This is a genomic window from Streptomyces sp. NBC_01551, assembly GCF_026339935.1.
Lineage (GTDB): Bacteria > Actinomycetota > Actinomycetes > Streptomycetales > Streptomycetaceae > Streptomyces.
The window spans coordinates 1-18,796 of the sequence record NZ_JAPEPX010000004.1; the positions used below are offsets into that span (position 1 = coordinate 1).

Genomic DNA, 18,796 nt, shown 5'->3' on the forward strand with positions numbered 1-18,796 from the left:
CCCAACGCACCGAGCTGTTCGGTGAGTTCGGCGGCCGTGTCGGTGTCGGCGCCCCTGCGGCCGGTGAGCAGCAGGTGCCGGACCCCGTGTTCGGCGACCAGGTGGCGGGCGAGGAGACCGGCGAGTCCGCCGCCCGCCCCGGTGACCAGGACCGTGCCGCTCGTGTCGATCCGGCTGCGCGTGCCACCGTCGGGCGCCGTCGGGGCGCCGACCCGGGCGAGGCGGGGTGTGTACAGCGCCCCGCCGCGTACGGCCAGTTCGGGTTCCTCGGACGCGAGGGCGCCCGCGAGGGCCCGGCCGGAGGCGTCCGCGTCATCGAGGTCGACGAGGACGAACCGGTCGGGGTGCTCGGTCTGCGCGGCCCGCAGCAGGCCCCACACCGGGGCGTGGGCGAGGTCGCCGGTCTCGGTGTCCGTGTGGGCGGCCACGGCGCCCCGCGTGACGACGGCCAGGCGCGCGCCGGCGAAGCGGCCGTTGTCCAGCCAGCCCTGCACGGTCGCGAGCGCCCGGTGCGTGGCGTCGCGTACCTCCTGCGCGAGATGGGCGTTGACCTGGTCGGCCGTCGTGCCGGTGGCCGCCGTGAACGGCACGACCACGGTGTCGGGCATCGGCTGCCGGCCGGCCGTGAGGGCCGCGTCCAGTGCGGCGAGGTCCTCGTACGTCGCGACGTGGACGCCCGCGCCGCCCAAGGCGGCGGCGAGCGGCGACTGGCCGTCGGCGGCGTCGCCGATGACCACGAGGGTCGCGCCGGCCGGGCGGGCCGGCACCGTCGTACGGACCCAGTCGAGCCGGAACAGCGAGTCGTGGGCTCCTTCCGGGGCCACCGCGAACCGCTCCACGTCGAGGTCCCGTGTCACCAGGGCCTCGATCGACGCGACGGGCGCGCCCTGCTCGTCGGCCAGCTCCACGGACACGGTGTCCGCGCCGTCGGGGGTGATCCGAAGACGGAGCGCGTCCGCCCCGGCCGCGTGCAGCCGGACTCCGCGCCAGGCGAGCGGCTCGCGGCCGGCGGTGCCCACCGCCGCCAGCGCCTGCACGGTGGTGTCGAGCAGCGCCGGGTGAAGGGCGAACCCGCCCGCCGGGGCGTGCGGTTCGCGGGTCAGCCGGGCCTGCGCGAAGACCTCCTCGCCCCGCACCCAGACCCGGGTCAGGGTCTTCAGAGCGGGCCCGTGGTGGAGCCCGGCCGCCGTGAGCCGGTCGTAGACCACCTCGGCGGAGACTTCCTCGGCGCCGGTGGGCGGCCACGGCTCGTTGGTGCCCACGCCGCCCGTTTCACCGGTCTCCGTGAGGAACCCGGTGGCGTGACGGGACCAGGACCCGCCGTCCGGACCGTCGCCGTCGGTGGCCTCCGGGCGGCTGTGCACCTGCACGGAGCGGCGTCCTTCGTCGTCCGCCCCGCCCACGGTGAGCCGCAGCTGCACGGCCCCGTCCTCGGGGAGCACGAGCGGCGCCTCCAGGGCCAGCTCCCGCACCTGCCCGCATCCGACCTCGTCGCCGGCCCGCAGGGCCAGTTCGACGAAGGCCGCGCCGGGCACGACCACCGAGTCGGCCACGACGTGATCGGCCAGCCACGGGTGCGTACGCAAGGAGAGCCGGCCGGTGAACAGGAACCCGCCCGTGTCCGGCAGCTCGACCGCCGCGCCGAGCAGGGGGTGCCCGGCCGGCTCGACGCCGAGCGAGACGGCGTCCTCCGGTGCGACGAACGAGTCGACCCAGTAGCGCTGGCGCTGGAAGGCGTAGGTGGGCAGGTCGACGCGCCGGGCGCCGGTTCCGGCGAAGTACGCCGTCCAGTCGACGGTGACGCCGTGGGCGTGGGCCCGGGCGAGGGCCGTGGTGACGGCCTCGGCCTCGGGGCGGCCCTTGCGGAGCGCGGGTACGAAGACGGCGTCGTGCTCAATGCAGTCCTGAGCCAGGGCCGACAGCACACCGTCGGGGCCCAGCTCGACGTACGTGGTGACTCCGGCGGCCTCCAGGGCGCGGATGCCGTCGAGGAAGCGGACCGCCTCGCGGACGTGGCGGACCCAGAAGTCGGCCGAGGCCATTTCGTCCGTGACGAGGGCGCCGGTCAGGTTCGACACGACCGGGATGCGGGGGCTCGCGTACGTCAGCCCCTCCACGACCTGGCGGAAGTCGGCCAGCATTCCGTCCATGTGCGGGGAGTGGAAGGCGTGGCTGACGGTGAGGCGCTTGGACTTGCGCCCGGGGAAGGACGCCACGATCGCGGTCGCCGCGTCCTCGTCGCCGGCCACCACGACGGCCTGCGGGCCGTTGATCGCCGCGATGCTGACGCGATCGGTGAGCAGCGGCAGGACCTCGTCCTCCGAGGCCTGGACGGCGATCATGGCGCCGCCGGCGGGCAGGGCCTGCATCAGCCGTCCGCGCGCCGACACCAGTTCGCAGGCGTCGTCCAGGGAGAAGACACCGGCGACGTGCGCGGCCGCGATCTCACCGATCGAGTGGCCGGAGAGGAAGTCCGGCCGCACACCCCACGATTCGAGGAGCCGGAACAGCGCCACCTCGACCGCGAACAGCGCGGGCTGGGTGAACGCGGTCTGGTCCAGCACGGTGGCGTCGGACCCGAACAGGACGTCTCGCAAGGGCAGTTCGAGGTGGGAGTCCATGCGGGCGCAGATCGCGTCCAGCGCGTCCGCGAACACGGGGTAGGTGGCATAGAGCTCGCGGCCCATGCCGAGCCGCTGGCTTCCCTGTCCGGTGAACAGGAACGCCGTGCCGCCGGAGCCGGCCGCAGTACCGCGAACCACTCCCGCTGCCTGCTCGCCAGCCGCGAGGGCCCGCAGAGCGGCGAGGAACTCTTCCCGCTCCCCCGCGATGACGACGGCTCGGCGTTCGTGGGCCGACCTCGACGTTGCCAAGGAGTAGGCGACGTCGGTGGGTTCGAGCTGCTCGTCCGATGCGAGCAGGGTGGTCAGGCGCTCGGCCTGGACCTGCAGGGCCGCCTCGGTCTTCGCGGACAGCACCCACGGCACGGAGCCGGAACGCTGCTGCGGGGCCACGGACGGCTCCGTTTCGTGGCTGTCCGGCGCCTGCTCGATGATCGTGTGGGCGTTGGTTCCGCTGAAGCCGAACGAGGAGATGCCTGCGCGGCGCGGACGACCGGTGTCCGGCCATTCCCGCTGCTCGGTGAGCAGGGCGACCTCGCCCGCGGTCCAGTCGACGTGCGGGGTCGGCTCGTTCACGTGCAGGGTCTGCGGAAGCACCCCGTGCTGCATCGCCAACACCATCTTGATGACGCCCGCAACACCCGCGGCGGCCTGGGTGTGGCCGATGTTGGACTTGATGGAGCCCAGCAGCAGCGGCTGTTCGGCCGGACGGTCCTGACCGTAGGTGGCCAGGAGGGCCTGCGCCTCGATCGGGTCACCGAGACGGGTACCCGTGCCGTGCGCCTCGACCGCGTCCACCTCGGCGGCCGACAGACCCGCACTGGCGAGGGCGGCGCGGATGACACGCTGCTGGGACGGGCCGTTGGGGGCGGTGAGTCCGTTGCTCGCACCGTCCTGGTTGATCGCGGAGCCCCGTACCACCGCGAGTACCGGGTGGCCGTTGCGCCGGGCATCCGACAGCCGCTCCACGAGCAGCATGCCCACGCCCTCGCCCCAGCCGGTGCCGTCGGCGTCGGCGGCGAAGGCCTTGATCCGGCCGTCGGCAGCGAGACCGCGCTGACGGCTGAAGTCGATGTAGGCCCCCGGCGACGACATGACCGTCACACCGCCGGCCAGCGCCAGCGAGCACTCGCCACCGCGCAGCGCCTGGATCGCCCAGTGCAGGGCGACCAGAGAAGCCGAGCAAGCCGTGTCGACCGTGACCGCCGGGCCCTCGAGACCGAACGCGTAGGAGAGACGGCCGGAGACCACGCTCGCCGCGTTGCCGGTACCGAGGAAGCCCTCGATGCCGTCCGGAACAGCGTTCAACGTCGTTCCGTAGTCCTGCCCGTTGGTCCCGATGAACACGCCGGCCTGGCTTCCGCGCACCGAGGACGGAGCGATGCCGGCCCGTTCGAAGGTCTCCCAGGTGGTCTCCAGCAGCAGGCGCTGCTGCGGGTCCATGGCCAGGGCCTCGCGCGGCGAGATCCCGAAGAAATCGGCGTCGAAGTCCGCTACGTCGTAGAGGAAGCCGCCCTCACGGGCGTAGAACGTGCCCTGCTTGTCCGCATCGGGGCTGTAGAGGCGGTCCAGGTCCCAGCCACGGTCTACGGGGAACTCACCAATGGCGTCACCGCCGGTCGACAGGAGCCGCCAGAGGTCCTCGGGAGTACTGACGCCACCGGGGAAACGGCAGCTCATCGCGACAATCGCGATTGGATCGTCGTCCACGGCCTTGACCGCCGGTGCCTCCGGGCCGGTGATCCCGGCCTCGGTACCCAGCAGTTCGTCCCGGAGGAATCCCGTGAGGGCGGAGGCGGTCGGGTAGTCGAAGATCAGCGTGGCCGGCAGGCTCACACCGGTGGCGGCACCGAGCCGGTTGCGCAGCTCGACCGCCGTGAGCGAGTCGAACCCGAGTTCCTTGAAGGCACGTTCGGCGCCGACGGCGTCAACGCCGTCGTGTCCGAGGACTGCCGCGACGTGCGTACGGACCAGACCGAGCAGCTCCCGCTCCAGCTCCGCCACACCCAGACCGGCGAACCGGTCAACCGGCGACGCGCTGCCGTCCGCGGTGCGGGCAGCGGGCCCGGCAGGCCGGACCTCCGACAGCTCGGCGAAGAGCGAGCTGGGTCGCACGACGGTGAAGGCTGGCGCGAAGCGCTTCCAGTCGACGTCCGCGACCAGCAGCGCCGCGTCGCCGGACGAGGCAACGCTCTGACGCAGCACTGCCATCGCCGTGTCCGGAGCCATCGGCGGCAGACCCTCACGACGCATCCGCGCCTCAAGCGCCTCATCCGCCGCCATGCCGCCTTCGGCCCACGGACCCCACGCGAGCGAGGTCGCAGCCAGACCGGTGGCGCGCCGCTGCTCGGCCAGCGCGTCCAGGTAGGCGTTCGCGGCAGCGTAGTTGGCCTGACCCGGCGCACCGGTCATGCCGCTCATCGAGGAGAACAACACGAACGCCGACAGCTCGATGCCGAGTTCGACGGTCAGCTCGTGCAGGTTGAGCGCGGAAGTCGCCTTGGCGCGCAGCACGCTCTCGAAACGGTCCGGCGTGAGTGCGTCGAGAACACCGTCATCGAGGATTCCGGCGGTGTGGACGACCGCCGTGAGCGTGTCGGCCTCGGCCGCCAGCAGCGTGCGCAGGGCATCACGATCGGCGGCGTCACACGCCACGACCGACACATCGACACCCTGCTCGGACAGCTCCGCGACCAGCTCGGCGGCACCAGGCGCATCCGTGCCCCGGCGGCTGGTCAGCACCAGACGCTCGGCGCCCGCACCGGCCAGCCAACGGGCGACGCGGCCGCCCAGAGCGCCCGTACCACCCGTCACCAGAACGGTGCCGGACGGCGTCCAGGAGTCGGCGCTCCCAGCAGAGGCGCGGACCAGCCGACGTCCGAAGACACCGGAGGACCGCACCGCGACCTGGTCCTCACCAACACCGGCCAGCACACCGACCAGACGGGACATGGCCCGCTCGTCCCACACCTCGGGCAGGTCGACCAGACCACCCCAACGCTCAGGAAGCTCCAGAGCAGCCACACGCCCCAGACCCCACACCTGAGCCTGGACAGCAGACGCCAGACGGTCCGAACGCCCCACACTCACCGCGCCACGGGTCAGGCACCACAACGGCGCCTCCACCCCGATATCACCCAACGCCTGCACCAAACCAGCCGTCGAGATGACCCCGGCAGCCTCATCCAGCGCCAGCAGCGACACCACACCGGAAACAGCACCAACGCCGGCCAGCAAGCCCGCCAGAGCCGCACGATCCGTACCCGGCTCGACCACAACCCGCCGGACCTCGCCACCACGCCCGGCCAGGGCTTCCGCCACAGCCGCGTCCTCCACGCCCGCAACAGCGACCACCAGCCACAGCCCCGACAACGACGCACCCGTACCCGCGTCCGTCAACGGCTTCCACGACACCCGGTAACGCCAGCCATCGATGTCCGACGGCGTGCTCGCGTCGCCGCGGCGCACGAGAGCCGTCTCCGGCCAGTACCGCCGGCGCTGGAAGGCGTACGTCGGCAGGTCGACCCGTACGGCACCCGCTCCGTAGAGCGCCTGCCAGTCGACGGAGATCCCACGGACGTGGCTCCGGGCCAGAGCGGCCATCGCCGTCTCGGTCTCGGGACGGCCCTTTCGTACGACGGGTAGGAACGCCGCTCCGTCGACGCTGAGGCACTCCTGGCCGAGGGCGGAGAGGACACCGTCGGGGCCGAGCTCGAGGTACGTCGTGACGCCCGCGCCCTCCAGGGCGCGGATGCCGTCGAGGAAGCGGACCGCCTCGCGGACGTGCCGCACCCAGAACGCCGCCGAACCCATCTCGTCCGAGACGAGGGCGCCGGTCAGGTTGGAGACGACCGCGATGCGCGGGGCCTCGAAGGACAGGCCCTCCACCACCCGGCGGAATTCCTCCAACATGCCGTCCATGTGCGGCGAGTGGAACGCGTGGCTGACCGTGAGCCGCTTGGACTTGCGGTCGGCGAACGCCTCCACCACCGCAAGCGCGGCGTCCTCGTCACCGGCGACCACGACCGATCGCGGGCCGTTGACGGCCGCGATGCTCACGCGGGCGGTCAGGAACGGCAGGACCTCGTCCTCCGAGGCCTGGAGCGCGATCATCGCGCCGCCCTCGGGCAGGGCCTGCATCAGGCGGCCACGGGCCGCGACCAGCGTGCACGCGTCCTCCAGCGAGAACACGCCCGCCAGATGCGCGGCGGCGATCTCGCCGATCGAGTGGCCGGAGAGGAAGTCCGGCCGCACACCCCAGCTCTCCAGGAGCCGGAACAACGCCACCTCGACGGCGAACAGCGCCGGCTGCGTGTACTCCGTACGGTCCAGCAGAGCCGGATCCGTCCCGAACAAGACGTCCCTCAGGGGCAGTTCGAGGTCGAACCCCGCGCACACCCCGTCGAGCGCGTCGGCGAAGGCCGGGTAGGCCTCGTACAGCTCACGCCCCATGCCCGGCCGCTGGCTGCCCTGTCCGGTAAAGAGGAAGGCGACCTTGCCGCCGGCGGGTGAGCCCTTGACCACGCCCGGCGCCGAGTCGCCCGCCGCCAGCGCCGCGAGGCCGGCCAGCAGGCCCTCACGGTCCGCGGCCACCACCGCCGCACGCTCGTCGAACGCCGAACGTCCGGTCGCCAGAGTCCTGCCGACGTCGGCCGGCCGGAGAGCCGGCTCCGCGAGCAGCCGTGCACGCAGGCCGTCGGCCTGGGCGCGGAGTCCCGCGTCGCTCTTCGCCGAGATCACCAGCGGAAGGGGCAGGAAGCCCGGGTCCGCCGACCCGGCGTTCTCCTGCTCCTCCTCCGCCCGCGGCAGTGGCGCCTGCTCGATGATCGTGTGGGCGTTCGTACCGCTGAAGCCGAACGAGGAGATGCCTGCGCGGCGCGGGCGGCCGGTCTCGGGCCACGCACGCTGCTCGGTGAGCAGGGCGATGTCGCCCGCCGCCCAGTCCACCTGCGGCGACGGCTCGTCGATGTGGAGGCTCCGCGGCAGCACCCCGTGCTGCATGGCCAGCACCATCTTGATGACGCCCGCGACACCGGCGGCGGCCTGCGTGTGACCGATGTTGGACTTGATGGAGCCCAGCAGCAGCGGCCGGCCGTCGGCCGACCGGTCCTGGCCGTACGTCGCCAGCAGGGCCTGCGCCTCGATGGGGTCACCGAGGGTCGTGCCCGTGCCGTGGGCCTCGACCGCGTCGACCTCCGCGGCCGACAGGCCGGCGCTCGCGAGGGCCTGGCGGATGACACGCTGCTGGGAGGGGCCGTTGGGGGCCGTCAGGCCGTTGCTCGCACCGTCCTGGTTGACGGCCGAACCGCGGACCACGGCCAGCACCGGATGTCCGTTGCGCTGCGCGTCCGAGAGCCGCTCGACGAGCAGCATGCCGACACCCTCACCCCAGCCCGTGCCGTCGGCTGCCGCGGCGAACGCCTTGATACGACCGTCCGCGGCCAGGCCGCGCTGGCGGCTGAACTCGATGAAGGTGCCGGGCGTCGACATGACGGTGACGCCACCGGCCAGAGCCAGCGAGCACTCGCCGTTGCGCAGGGCCTGGATCGCCCAGTGCAGGGCGACAAGCGACGACGAGCAGGCCGTGTCGACGGTGACCGCCGGGCCTTCGAGACCGAACACGTACGACAGCCGGCCGGACACGACGCTGGCGGCGTTGCCCGTGCCCAAGTGCCCCTCAAGGCCCTCCGGTTCCTCCAGGAGGACGGAGAGGTAGTCCTGGCCGTTGGTACCGACGAACACGCCGGCCTGGCTGCCGCGCAGCGTCTCGGGGTCGATGCCGGCCCGCTCGAACGCCTCCCACGAGGTCTCCAGCAGCAGGCGCTGCTGCGGGTCCATGGCCAGGGCCTCGCGCGGCGAGATCCCGAAGAAGTCGGCGTCGAAATCGGCGGCGTCGTAGACGAAGCCGCCCTGCCGGGCGTACGAGGTGCCCTGCGCGCTCGGGTCGGCGTCGTACAGGGCGTCGAGGTCCCAACCGCGGTCCAGGGGAAGGTCCGAGATCGCGTCGGAGCCGGATGCCAGCAGCTGCCAGAGGTCCTCGGGATTGCGGACCCCGCCGGGGAAGCGGCAGCTCATCGCGACGATCGCGATCGGGTCGTCGTCGACCGCCGAGGCCACCGGGCCGATCGCCTCGGCCTGCGCGCCGAGGAGTTCGGAGAGCAGGTTGGCGGCCAGTACGGCCGGGGTCGGGTAGTCGTAGACGAGCGTGGCCGGCAGCCGCAGTTCGGTGGCCGCACCGAGGCGGTTGCGGAGTTCGACGGCGGTGAGCGAGTCGAAGCCGATCTCGCGGAAGGCCCGCCCCGCCTCGACGTCCTCGGCACCGGAGTGCCCGAGGACCTCGGCGACCTGCGTGCGCACGAGGTCCAGGAGGAACGGCTCGCGGTCGCTGTCGGACATGCTCCGGAGGTGCTCGGCGAGCGACGAACCCGAACGCTCGGGGCGGTCGCCCGCATGCCCCGAAGCACGGGCGACGGCCTCGGCCTCCGGCAGATCGGTGAGCAGCTTGCCGGCGCGCACCGCCGTGAACCCGGGCACGAACTTCGCCCAGTCGAAATCGACGATCGTCAGGGCCGCGTCGTCGGAGCCGACGGCCTGCCGGAGCGCGGTGATCGCGAGATCGGCGTTCATGGGCGGGACACCGCCCCGGCGCATCCGGGCCTCAAGCGCCTCATCGGCGGCCATGCCGCCTTCGGCCCACGGACCCCACGCGAGCGAGGTCGCTGCCAGACCGGCAGCACGACGCTGCTGGGCCAGGGCATCCAGGTAGGCGTTCGCGGCAGCGTAGTTGGCCTGACCGGCGGCGCCGATCGTGCCGCTCATCGAGGAGAACAGCACGAACGCGGAGAGCTCGATGCCGAGTTCGACGGTCAGCTCGTGCAGGTTCAGCGCCGAAGCCGCCTTCGCACGCAGGACACTCTCAAAGCGCTCGGGCGTCAGAGCGTCGAGAACACCATCATCGAGGATCCCGGCGGTGTGGACGACCGCCGTCAGCGTGTCCGCCTCAGCCGCCAACAGCGTGCGCAGGGCGTCACGGTCGGCGGCGTCACAGGCCACGACCGACACGTCGACACCCAGCTCCGCCACCAGCTCGGCGGCACCCGGAGCATCAAGGCCACGACGGCTGGTCAGCACCAGACGCTCGACACCCGCACCAGCCAGCCAACGAGCAACCCGGCCACCCAGAGCACCCGTACCACCGGTCACCAGAACGGTGCCGGACGGCGTCCAGGAGTCGGCGCTCCCGGCAGAGGCACGGACCAGCCGACGCCCGAAGACACCAGAAGACCGCACCGCGACCTGGTCCTCACCAGCACCGGCCAGCACACCCACCAGGCGGGCCATGGCCCGCTCGTCCCACACCTCGGGCAGGTCGACCAGGCCACCCCAACGCTCAGGGAGCTCCAGCGCCGCCACACGGCCCAGACCCCACACCTGAGCCTGAACGGCCGAGACCAGACGGTCCGACCTGCCGACACTGACCGCACCACGGGTCAGGCACCACAGCGGCGCCTCCACCCCGGCATCACCCAACGCCTGCACCAAACCAGCAGACGCCACAACACCAGCGGCCTCATCCAGCGCCAGCAACGACACCACACCGGCCACAGAGCCGACGTCCGACAGCAGACCCGCCAGAGCCGCACGATCGGCGTCAGCCTCGACGACAACCCGCCGGACCTCGGCACCACGCCCGGCCAGCGCACCCACCACAGCTGCGTCATCCACACCACCGGCGGGGACAACCACCAGCCACGAGCCCGACAACCGCACACCAGAGCCCGCGGCATCCGTCAGCGGCTTCCAGGACACCCGGTAGCGCCAGCCGTCGATCTCGGACTGCTCCTGGCCCTGCCGGCGCCATGCCGACAGCGCGGGGACGAGCTCGCTGAAGCGTGCATCGCCGTCCACGTCCAGTTCGGAAGCCAGAGACGTGAGATCGCCGCGCTCCACCGCGTCCCAGAAGCGGGAATCCACCACGTCAACGGCCGGAGCGGGGGCAACGGCGCCGGACAGGATCGTCTCCGGCCAGTAGCGCTGCCGCTGGAACGCGTACGTCGGCAGCTCGACCCGCTCCGCGCCCGTACCGGCGAAGAAGGCGGACCAGTCCACCTCCACACCCCGCACATGAGCCTGCGCCACAGCGGTGACCGTCGTCTCCGCCTCGCCACGGCCCGCACGCAGCACCGGCACGAAAGCGACGTCCGCGTCACCGGCCAGGCAGTCCTGGGCGAGGGCCGACAGCACGCCGTCAGGGCCCAGCTCGACGAACGTCGTCACGCCGGCCGCTTCCAGGGCGCGGATCCCGTCGAGGAAGCGAACGGCCTCACGGACGTGCCGGACCCAGAACTCGGCCGAGGCCATCTCGTCCGAGACGACCGAGCCCGTCAGGTTCGACACGACCTGGATACGCGGGGCCTCGAACGACAGGCCCTCCACCACCTGGCGGAAGTCCTCCAACATGCCGTCCATGTGCGGCGAGTGGAACGCGTGGCTGACCGTCAGCCGCTTGTGCTTCCGGTCGGCGAACGCCTCCACGACCGCGACGGCCGCGTCCTCGTCGCCGGCGACCACAACCGACTGAGGACCGTTGACCGCCGCGATGCTCACGCGCTCGGTCAGCAGCGGCAGGACCTCGGCCTCCGACGCCTGAACCGCGATCATCACGCCACCACCCGGCAGCGCCTGCATCAACCGCCCACGCGCCGCCACCAGCGCGCACGCGTCGTCCAGCGAGAAGACCCCGGCCACGTGCGCGGCCGCGATCTCACCCACCGAGTGGCCGACCAGGAAGTCCGGCCGTACGCCCCAGGACTCCAGGAGCCGGAACAGCGCCACCTCGACCGCGAACAACGCCGGCTGCGCGTACTCAGTACGGTCCAGCAGCGCCACATCCGCCCCGAACAGGACGTCTTTCAGCGGCAGTTCGAGGTCCAGCCGCTCGCACACCGCGTCCAACGCATCCGCGAACACCGGGAAGGCGTCGTACAGCTCACGCCCCATCCCCAGCCGCTGGCTCCCCTGCCCCGTGAACAGGAACGCCAGCCCGCCACCCGACACCGCACCCCGCACCAGCCCCGGGACCTGCTCACCGGCCGCGAGGGCCGCAAGGCGGCCGAGGAGGGTCTCGCCGTCCGACGGTGCGCCGATCAGTACCGCGCGGTGCTCCAGCGCGGCTCGGTGCGCGGCGAGGGAGAGGCCGAGGCCGAGTGCGCCCCGGGCCCCGGACTGCGTCAGTACGTCGGCCGCGGCCGGGTGCAGGCGGTCCGCCTGGGCCCGCAGGGCGGCCGCGGTGCGGCCGGAGACGAGCCACGGCAGCACCGGGAGTCCCGGCCCGGCCGGGGTCGCGGGCGTCGGTTCGCCCGTGTGCTGCGGTGCCTGCTCGATGACGGCGTGGGCGTTGGTGCCGCTGTAGCCGAAGGAGGAGATGCCGGCCCGGCGCGGGCGCCCCGTCTCGGGCCAGGCGCGCTGCTCGGTGAGGAGCTCGATGTCCCCGGCCGACCAGTCCACGTAGGGGGTCGGCTCGTCGATGTGGAGGGTCTGCGGGAGTACGCCGTTGCGCATCGCCATGACCATCTTGATGACGCCGGCGACACCGGCCACGGCCTGCGTGTGCCCGATGTTCGACTTCACGGAGCCCAGCAGCAGCGGCCGGTCCGCGAGCCGGTCCTGGCCGTACGTGGCCAGGAGTGCCTGCGCCTCGATCGGGTCGCCGAGCCGGGTACCCGTGCCGTGGGCCTCGACGGCGTCCACGTCGCCGGCGGTCAGGCCGGCATCGGCGAGGGCTTCGCGGATGACGCGCTGCTGCGAGGGGCCGTTCGGGGCGGTGAGTCCGTTGCTCGCGCCGTCCTGGTTGACGGCGGTGCCGCGGACGACCGCGAGCACCGGGTGGCCGTTGCGGCGGGCGTCCGAGAGCCGCTCCAGGAGGACGAGGCCGACGCCTTCGGACCAGATCGTGCCGTCGGCGGCCGCCGCGAACGCCTTGATGCGGCCGTCCGAGGCGAGCCCGCGCTGGCGGCTGAACTCGGTGAACGCGCCGGGCGTGGACATGATGGTCACGGCGCCCGCGAGAGCCATCGCGCACTCGCCCCGGCGCAGCGACTGGGCCGCGAGGTGCAGGGTGACGAGCGACGAGGAGCAGGCCGTGTCGAGGGTGACGGCCGGACCCTCCAGGCCGAAGGAGTAGGAGATGCGGCCGGAGACGACGCTGGCCGCGTTGCCGGTGCCGAGGTGGCCTTCGAGGCCGTCGCCGTCGTTCAGCCAGAGCTGGAGGTAGTCCTGGGCGTTGGAGCCGATGAACACGCCGGTGCGGCTGCCGCGCAGGCCGGTGGGGTCGATGCCGGCCCGCTCGAACGTCTCCCAGGTGGTCTCCAGCAGCAGGCGCTGCTGCGGGTCCATGGCCAGGGCCTCGCGGGGCGAGATCCCGAAGAAGGCGGCGTCGAAGTCGGCCGCCTCGTGCAGGAAGCCGCCCTCGCGGACGTAGCTGGTGCCCTCTCGGTCGGGGTCGTCGCTGTAGAGGGCGTCGAGGTCCCAGCCGCGGTCGGCGGGGAAGGCGGTGATGCCGTCGCGGCCCTCGGCGAGCAGGCGCCACAGGTCCTCGGGGGAGGTGATGCCGCCGGGGAAGCGGCAGCTCATCGCGACGACGGCGATGGGGTCGTCGTCGTCCGCGGCGCGCGTGGTCGCGGCGGCCGGGCGGCGGGCCGGGAAGCCGCCCCGGCCGGCGTCGGCGGCCGCGGCGTCCGCGAGGTCGCCGACGAGCTCCTCGTGGAGGTACTGGGCGAGGGCGGTCGCCGTCGGGTAGTCGAAGACCAGCGTGGCGGGCAGCCGGCGGCCGACCGCCGCGCCGAGCCGGTTGCGGAGTTCGACCGCCGTGAGCGAGTCGAAGCCCAGCTCGTTGAAGGAGCGGCCCGGCTCGACGGCGGCGGCGCCCGGGTAGCCCAGCGCCGCGGCGACCTGCTTGCGTACGAGGTCGAGCAGCGTACGGTCGCGCTCGGCGGCGGGCAGGCCCGCCAGGCGCTGCCGCAGCCCGGAGGCGCCCGCCGCGGCGGCCGCGCCGCCCGCGTGCCGCCGGGTGGGGACCCGTACGAGTCCGCGCAGCAGCGGGGACAGCGTGCCGGCCTGGGCCTGCGGGCGCAGCCCGGCGAGGTCGACGCGCATCAGGACCGGCGCGGCCTCGTCGAGCCGGTGCGCGAGGTCGAAGAGGTCGAGGCCCTCCGCCGAGGTGAGCGGGGGCAGTCCGCCGCGGGTCATGCGGCTGATGTCGGCGTCGGTGAGGCTGCCGGCCATGCCGGCGCCGTCGGCCCACAGGGCCCAGGCCAGGGAGGTGGCGGGGAGCCCCAGGGACCGGCGGTGCTGGGCGAGCGCGTCGAGGAAGACGTTGGCGGCCGCGTAGTTGCCCTGGCCGGCGCCGCCGAAGACGCCGCCGATGGACGAGAACAGCACGAAGGCGCGGAGGTCGAGGTCGCGGGTCAGGTCGTGGAGGTTGACGGCCGCGTCGACCTTGGGGCGCAGTACGGCCGACAGGCGCTCGGGCGTGAGGGAGGTGATCACGCCGTCGTCGAGCACGCCGGCGGTGTGGACGACGGCGCCGAGCGGGTGCTCGGCGGGTATCTCCGCCAGTACGGCGGCCAGCGCGTCCCGGTCCGCGACGTCGCAGGCGGCCCAGGTCACCGAAGCGCCCTCGGCGGTGAGTTCGGCGCCGAGCCGCTGCGCCTCGGGGGTGGATCCGCCGCGGCGGCCGACGAGGAGCAGGTGCCGTACGCCGTGCTCGGCGACGAGCCGGTGGGCGATCAGGCCTCCGAGGAGGCCGCCGGCGCCGGTGATCAGCACGGTCGACTCCGGCGCGTAGGCCGGGCCGGCGGCGGAACCGGCCGTGGCCTGCTCGTCGGGGGTCGCTTCGGAGGTCTCTTCGGCGGTCTCCCGGGCCACGCGGGCGAGGCGGAGCGCGTGAAGCGTGCCGGCGCGTACGGCGAGCTGCGGCTCGCCCGCGGCGAGCGCGGCGGGCAGTGCGCGTACCGATTCCTCGGCGGCGTCGGTGTCGATCAGCAGCAGCCGGTCGGGGTGCTCGGACTGCGCGGAGCGCAGCAGGCCCCGGACGGCCGCGTGGACCGGGTCGGTGACCGTGTCGGTGGCGTCGGCGCCGACGGCGACGGCTCCCCGGGTGAGGACGACGAGGCGGGTGGCGGCGAACCGGTCGCCGGTGAAGGGCTCGTCGCCCAGCCAGGTGCGGGCGAGGGCGAGGGCGCGGTGCGCGGCCCGGTGCACGGCCTCGGCGGAGAGTTCCGGCGTGGTCTCGGCGTCGGCGTCGGCCTGTCCGAAGCCGACGAACACGGCCTCGGGTACGGGCGCTCCGGCGTCGACGGCCGCCGCCAGCTCGGCGAGGTCGGCGTGGACGTGGATCGCGTCGGCGGCGGAGAGGAGGGCGGCGGGGACCGCGGTACCCAGCGCGGCCCACCGGCCCTCGGGCGCCGTACCCGGCGCGTCGGCAGCGGCGGGCAGCGCCGTCCACTCGGTCCGGAACACCGACTCGTGGTAGGCGGTGCGCGCGGCTTGGACCTGCTCGGCCGATACGGCGCGCAGGACGAGCGAGTCGACGGTCGCGACGGGCACGCCCGTGGGGTCCGCGATCTCCAGACGCACGCCGTCGGTCCCGCGGGGCGTGAGGCGCACGCGCAGGGCGTCGGCCCCACCTGCGTGGAGGGTCACGCCGCTCCACGCGAACGGGAGACGGCCCTCGCCCTCGGTGCCGCCCAGGACGCCGAGGCCCAGCGTGTGGAGCGCGGCGTCCAGCAGGGCGGGGTGGAGGCCGAAGTCCCGTGCCGCGGAGGCGGTTTCCTCGGGCAGGGCGACCTCGGCGTAGACGCTGTCGCCGTGCCGCCAGGCCGCGGTGAGGCCGCGGAACGCCGGGCCGTAGCCCATGCCGACCTCGGCGAGGTCGGCGTAGAGGCCGTCCGTGTCGAGGGTCTCGGCGCCGGCCGGGGGCCACTGCTCGGGAGCGAAGCGCGGCGAAGTCGAGGCGGGCGCGTGGGCCAGTACGCCGCCGGCGTGGCGCGTCCACGGCTCGTCGGCCGCGCTGTCCTTCGGGCGGGAGGAGAGGCCGAAGGCGCGTCGGCCCGTGCCGTCGGCGTCGGGAGCGCTCACGTACATCTGGAGCTGGACGCCGCCGCGTTCGGGCAGGATCAGCGGCGCTTCGAGGGTCAGCTCCTCGACGGTGTCGCAGCCGACCTGGTCCCCGGCCCAGATCGCCAGGTCCACGAAGGCGGTGCCGGGCAGCAGGACGCTGCCCATGACCTGGTGGTCGACCAGCCAGGGGTGGGTGGTGGGCGAGAGCAGGGCGGTGAAGACGAAGCCCTCGGAGTCGGCGAGCGCGACGGTCGCTCCGAGCAGCGGGTGCGAGGCCTCGTCCAGTCCGGCCGAGCCCACGTCACCGGCCCGGGTGCCCGGCTCGATCCAGTAGCGCTGTCGCTGGAAGGCGTAGGTGGGCAGGTCGTCGACGCGGTGGGCGTCGGCGGCGGGGAAGAAGGCCTGCCAGTCGACCCGGATGCCGTGGGCGTGGGCCCGGGCGAGGGCGGTGACGAGGCTCTCCGCCTCGGGGCGGCCCTTGCGGAGCACGGGGACGAAGACGGCGTCCTGCTCCACGCAGTCCTGGGCGAGGGCGGACAGCACGCCGTCGGGGCCGAGTTCGACGTACGTGGTGACTCCGGCGGCCTCCAGGGTGCGGACGCCGTCGAGGAAGCGGACGGCGTCGCGGACGTGCCGGACCCAGAAGTCGGCGGAACCCATCTCGCCGTCGGTGACGAGGGCGCCGGTCAGGTTGGAGACGACCGGGATGCGCGGGGCGCCGAACGACAGCCCGGCCACGACCTCGCGGAAGGCGTCGAGCATGCCGTCCATGTGCGGCGAGTGGAAGGCGTGGCTGACCGTCAGCCGCTTGGACTTGCGGTCGGGGAACGACTCGGCGATCGCCGTCGCGGCGTCCTCGTCGCCGGCGATGACCACCGAGCGCGGGCCGTTGACGGCCGCGATGCTGACGCGGTCGGTCAGCAGCGGCAGGACCTCGTCCTCGGACGCCTGGAGGGCGATCATCACGCCACCACCCGGCAGCGCCTGCATCAGTCGGCCGCGCGCCGCCACCAGTGCGCACGCGTCCTCCAGGGACAGCACCCCGGCGACGTGCGCGGCGGCGATCTCGCCGATCGAGTGACCGGCGAGGAAGTCCGGCTTCACACCCCACGACTCCAGCAGCCGGAACAGCGCCACCTCGACCGCGAACAGCGCGGGCTGGGTGTACTCGGTCCGGTCCAGCAGGTCGGCGTCGTCGCCGAACAGCACGTCCTTGAGCGGCAGTTCCAGCCGCTCGCACACCGCGTCCAGCGCGGCCGCGAATACCGGGTGGGTCTCGTACAGCTCACGCCCCATCCCCAGCCGCTGGCTGCCCTGCCCGGTGAAGAGGAAGGCGACCTTGCCTGCGACCGGCGAGCCCTTCACCACGCCCGGCGCCGCGTCGCCCGCCGCCAGTGCGGCGAGGCCGGCCAGCAGACCCTCGCGGTCGGCGGCCACCACCGCCGCGCGGTCCTCGAAGGCCGCCCTGCCGACCGCGAGCGACCGGGCGACGTCGACCGGGCTCAGCCCGGGGTTCTCCCCGGCGTGGGCGAGCAGGCGCTCCGCCTGCTCGCGCAGCGCGTCCTGGCCCTTGGCCGACAGGAGCCAGGGCACGGCTTCGGGCTCCGGCCCCGCCCCGCCCTCGGCCCGCTCCGGGTTCCGGTCGGCCTCCGGCGCCTGCTCGATGATGGTGTGCACGTTGGTGCCGCTGACGCCGAAGGCGGAGACACCGACCCGGTACGGGCGCCCGGTCTCCGGCCACGCCCGCTGCTCGGTGAGCAGCGAGACCGCGCCCGCCGACCAGTCGACGTGCGAGCTCGGCCGGTCCACGTGCAGGGTCTTGGGCAGCACGCCGTGCCGCATGGCCATGACCATCTTGATGATGCCCGCGATGCCGGCGGTGTTCTGGGTGTGACCGAGGTTCGACTTCAGGGAGCCCAGCCACAGCGGCCGGTCCGCCGGGCGGTCCTGCCCGTACGTGGCCAGCAGTGCCTGCGCCTCGATGGGGTCGCCCAGGGTCGTGCCCGTGCCGTGGGCCTCGACGGCGTCGACGTCGGCGGGGGCCAGGCGGGCGCTTTCGAGGGCCTGGCGGATGACGCGCTGCTGCGCCGGCCCGTTGGGGGCGGTCAGGCCGTTGGAGGCGCCGTCCTGGTTGACGGCCGAACCCCGTACGACGGCCAGGACCCGGTGCCCGTTGCGGCGGGCGTCGGAGAGGCGCTCCACCAGCAGGACGCCGACGCCCTCCGACCAGCCGGTGCCGTCCGCCGCCTCGGCGAAGGACTTGCAGCGGCCGTCGGCCGACAGGCCGCGCTGGCGGCTGAACTCGACGAAGACCTCCGGGCCGGCCAGGACGGTGACGCCGGCGGCCAGGGCCAGCGAGCACTCCCCCTGGCGCAGGGCCTGGACGGCCATGTGCAGGGCGACGGAGGAGGACGAGCAGGCCGTGTCGACGGTGGCGGCGGGGCCCTCCAGGCCGAAGACGTAGGCGAGCCGCCCGGAGACCACGCTGGAGGCGGTACCGGTCAGGAGGTGTCCCTCGACGCCGTCGGGCAGCTCGTCCGAGCCGGCGCCGTAAGCGTTGGCGGACGCGCCGACGAACACGCCGGCGCGGCTGCCGCGCAGGGTCGCCGGGTCGATGCCGGCGCGCTCGAAGACCTCCCAGGTGGTCTCCAGCAGCAGGCGCTGCTGGGGGTCCATGGCGAGGGCCTCGCGCGGGGAGATCCCGAAGAAGGAGGCGTCGAACTCGGGGGCCTCGTGCAGGAAGCCGCCGTGGCGGGCGTAGGTCGTGCCGGGGTGGTCGGGGTCGGGGTCGTACAGCGACTCGACGTCCCAGCCGCGGTCGGCGGGGAAGCCGGAGATGGCGTCACCGCCGCTCTCGACGAGATTCCACAGGTCCTCGGGCGAGCTGATTCCGCCGGGGAAACGGCAGCTCATGCCGACGATCGCGATCGGTTCGCGGGAGGCGTCGGTGAGCTCCTGGTTCCGGCGGCGCAGCCGCTCGGTTTCCTTCAGGGAGGCCCGCAGCGCTTCAACGACTTTTTCGTTCGGGGTGGTCATCACTTACTCCGCACTTCGGG

The 18,796-nt window shown here is 73.5% G+C and carries 1 protein-coding gene; it reads right to left on the bottom strand.

Translation table 11 applies throughout. The features are described from left to right. On the bottom strand, positions 1-18,776 hold an 18,776-nt coding region (locus OG982_RS30490; RefSeq protein WP_266950192.1), incomplete at its 3' end, for a type I polyketide synthase. Positions 18,777-18,796: the final 20 nt, after the last annotated feature.